Origin of the sequence: Yoonia sp., from assembly GCF_036007805.1 — a bacterium.
Lineage (GTDB): Bacteria > Pseudomonadota > Alphaproteobacteria > Rhodobacterales > Rhodobacteraceae > Yoonia.
Map to the genome: position 1 here is coordinate 1 of NZ_DASYOK010000037.1, position 3,509 is coordinate 3,509.

General features: G+C 56.9%; 2 protein-coding genes. One reads left to right on the forward strand and one right to left on the reverse strand.

Annotated features, from left to right (window positions below):
* Positions 1 to 1,950, reverse strand: a 1,950-nt coding sequence (locus VGP75_RS01860; protein WP_327542031.1) for an Orn/Lys/Arg decarboxylase N-terminal domain-containing protein, incomplete at its 3' end; no start/stop codon positions are given.
* Between the two features lie 252 nt (positions 1,951 to 2,202).
* Between VGP75_RS01860 and VGP75_RS01865 the strand changes: the two genes are divergently transcribed.
* Positions 2,203 to 3,509, forward strand: a 1,307-nt coding sequence (locus VGP75_RS01865) for a glutamine synthetase family protein (protein WP_327542032.1), incomplete at its 3' end; no start/stop codon positions are given.

Below are 3,509 nucleotides of genomic sequence, written 5' to 3' on the forward strand. Positions count from 1 at the left end.
CTTGGCATAGAGCCTGTGCACGTGTTCGCACAGATCACGCAGGCCCATCTGTTCATAGCGGGGATGTTTGGCGCAGAATTCCGGCATCGTGCGCCACATCGGTTGGTTCTTGCGATAGTCGTCCTTGAACTGCTGCAACGCGGCCAGCAGTGTGTTCCAACGGCCCTTGGTGATGCCGATCGTGAACATGATAAAGAAACTGTAGAGGCCGGTTTTTTCCACCACGACCCCGTGTTCGGCCAGATATTTGGTCACAATCGACGCAGGAATACCCGCCTCTTCGAAACGCCCATCAAGGTTCAGGCCCGGTGTGATGATCGTGGCCTTGATCGGGTCCAGCATGTTAAAGCCGGGTGCCATATCCCCAAACCCGTGCCAAGCGTCTTCACCGTCAGAGGCCTGCACTCCTTCTTCATCGGTGCGCTTGAGCACCCAATCCTTGGCGCGGCCGATCCCCTCTTCTTCGAGCGCATCAGGGCCCCAGACCTTGAACCACCAGTCATCATCGCCAAACTCGTCATCGACCTTGCGCATGGCACGGCGGAAATCGAGCGCTTCCTGTATGCTTTCCTCAACCAGTGCCGTGCCGCCTGGCGGTTCCATCATGGCCGCGGCCACATCACAGCTGGCAATGATGCTATACTGCGGGCTGGTGCTGGTGTGCATCAGGTAGGCTTCGTTAAAGAGGTGGCGATCCAGTTTGGTGTCTTGCGAATCCTGCACCAGCACATGGCTGGCCTGACTGATCCCTGCCAAAAGTTTGTGGATCGACTGGGTGGCATAGGTCACCGAATGCCGCGGCCGTTCCCGTTTACGCCCCATCGAATGGAAGTTGCCGTAGAACGGATGGAAGGCCGCATGGGGCAACCATGCCTCATCGAAATGCAGGTTCTCGATATAGCCGTCCAGCCGGTCCTTGATCGTCTCGGTGTTGTACAGCACACCGTCATAGGTTGACTGGGTCAGTGTCATGATACGCGGCTTGACGGTATCGGCGTCGATATGCGCCAGCAAAGGGTTGGCGCGGATCTTGTCGCGGATGGCTTCGATCTCGAACTCGCTGCGCTGGATCGGACCGATGATCCCGAAATGGTTGCGCGTCGGCTTCAGAAAGATCGGAATCGCACCGGTCATGATGATGCTGTGCAAAATGGATTTGTGACAGTTGCGATCGACGACAACAACGTCGCCGGGGGCAACCGTGTGATGCCAGACCATCTTGTTGCTGGTGCTGGTGCCGTTGGTGACAAAGAAACAGTGGTCCGCGTTAAAGATACGGGCGGCATTGCGTTCCGATGCGCCAATCGCACCGTTGTGGTCCAACAACTGGCCCAGTTCCTCGACCGAATTGCAAACGTCTGCACGCAACATGTTTTCACCGTAGAACTGGTGATACATCTGGCCAATCGGGCTTTTGAGGAAAGCAACGCCACCTGAATGGCCCGGGCAGTGCCACGAATATGAGCCGTCATCCGCATAGTCCAACAAGGCTTTGAAGAAGGGCGGCTGGATGCCTTCGAGATAGGTTTTCGCCTCGCGAATGATGTGCCGCGCGACGAATTCGGGGGTATCTTCAAACATGTGAATAAAGCCGTGCAGTTCGCGCAGAATATCGTTGGGCAGATGGCGTGCGGTTTTAGTTTCACCGTAGATGAAGATCGGAACATCTGCATTTTTCCAGCGCACTTCTTCAATAAAGGCACGCAGGTTGACGACCACGGGGTCAATGTCGGGGCCCGCGCTGAACTCTTCGTCATCAATCGACAAAAGGAAGGCACTGGCGCGGGATTGCTGCTGTGCGAACTGGGACAGGTCGCCGTAGTTTGTGACGCCGACGACCTCGACACCCTCGTTTTCGATGGCCTGTGCCATCGCGCGTATACCCACCCCAGAGTTGTTATCCGACCGGAAATCCTCGTCGATAATGAAAATGGGGAAACGAAACTTCATGATGCTTTCCTAGCTCCAGACTTGGTGGATGACGCCCTCTTGAGAATCGACACAAGCAGCGTTTCGAACCACGATCGTTGCCCACTTATGGGGCTACTTTCGGCCCGATGTCCATGGTGGCCCATATACTTCCCACTGGCAGTCACCCGCGCCGCAGGCTAGACATGTCACGCATCCTTGAGCAGGCCGGAAAGCGAATTTCAACATCGCGGCCGCATGGATATGACGTCAGGACATCCGAAGGATCGCACTATGACTGCCCAGAATGAGACACCGGCTACCACGACCACGAATATCAAGACATGGTTGCAGGAGCACCCCGAGATCGAGTCGGTTTTTGTCTGTGTTTGCGATCTGAACGGCACGATGCGCGGCAAGCGGCTCCCGATTGAAAAGGCGCGCGCGTCGCTTGATGGCGGGCTGCGGATGCCGCTGTCGATCCTGAGCATGGATGTCTGGGGCGAGGATATCGAGAACAACGAACTGGTTTTCGAAACGGGCGATTCCGACGGGATTTGCGAACACACCGGTCGCCCGCTTGTCCTGATCAACTGGACCAGCCAGCCCTCTGCCTTGGCGATGTTCTGGATGCACACCGATGATGGCAAACCGTTTCTGGGCGATCCGCGCCATGCCTTGGCCAATATTGTTGACCGCTATAAGGCACTGGGCCTGACGCCCGTCGTGGCAACCGAGCTTGAATTCTACCTGTGCGATCCCAGCGAAGAACGCCCGCAGCCACCCTGTTCACCTGTCACCGGCAAGCGGCTTGATTCAGACGGCGCCTTATCCCTCGATGAATTGCAGCATTTCGACAGCTTCCTGAACGATGTCTATCAGGCCTGCCACGAACAAGGCATTCCCGCAGATGCAGCGATTTCAGAGAACGGTGCAGGGCAATTCGAAATCAACATGATGCATGTCAACGATCCGCTTCAGGCCGCTGATGATGCCGTGCTGTTCAAGCGGTTGGTCCGCGGGATCGCGCGCAAGCACGGATTGGCCGCGACATTCATGGCCAAACCCTACGGTGAGCGGTCCGGCAGCGGCTTTCACGTGCATTTCAGCCTTGTCGATGAAAACGGCGTCAATCTGTTCGACAACGGCGGCGAAGAAGGCACGCCGCTGATGCTAAATGCCATCGCGGGGCTATTGGAAACGATGCAGGAGAATACCCTGACATTCGCGCCGCATGAGAACTCTTACCGCCGTTTGCTGCCGGGCGCACATGCGCCCACCAGCGTGGCTTGGGGTTATGAAAACCGTACTGCGGCGATCCGCATTCCCGGCGGCAACCACAAAGCGCGCCGGATCGAACACAGGGTCGCAGGGGCCGATGCGAACCCCTATCTGGTGGTTGGCAGTATCCTTGGCGGGGCACTGATCGGGATCGAAGAGAAAATGGAGCCTGCCCAGCCCATCGAGGGCGATGCCTACAGTCTGAAACTTGACCACCTGCCGCTTGATTGGGCGACAGCTATTCAGGCGTTCAAGCGCGGCAAGCATGTGCAGAACATTTTCTCCAAGCGCCTGCAAACGATGCTGGTGGAATGCAAGAC